The following is a 300-nucleotide window of genomic DNA, read 5'->3' as shown; positions in this document are numbered from 1 at the left end:
AATAACACCACCTCGGTGATAGGTGGTGTTTATGGTTATGAGTCAGGGAATTCAGGTTTTTATATTACAGATGATATTTATCCTACTTTTCCCTAAACAAGCTCTATGCCTATTAGAGTTAGTCTGGATATAGAGCATTCATTGGAAATAGTAGCAGTGCGTGAGAGATTTACACAGCTACTGACAAGCGATTCATCTTTAGAAAGCATCTCTTCTTCAAGTGTTCGAAATTGCGAAAGCCATAGGCGGTCTTCTTGAGGGTTTTTATTTGATTGTTCCACGCCTCTAAATGACCGTTGT

The 300-nt window shown here is 39.0% G+C and carries 1 protein-coding gene; it reads right to left on the bottom strand.

What is annotated here, in order from left to right; translation table 11 throughout:
* Window positions 1-169: 169 nt before the first annotated feature.
* The coding region (locus D3H64_RS10365) for a transposase (protein WP_147429916.1) at window positions 170-300 on the bottom strand (131 nt) is incomplete at its 5' end.

The sequence above is a fragment of the Atopobacter sp. AH10 genome, from assembly GCF_003664595.1.
Taxonomy (GTDB): Bacteria; Bacillota; Bacilli; order Lactobacillales; family Aerococcaceae; genus Atopobacter.
Note: the sequence above shows the minus strand (reverse complement) of the source record. Positions and strands in the feature narration are given on the sequence as shown.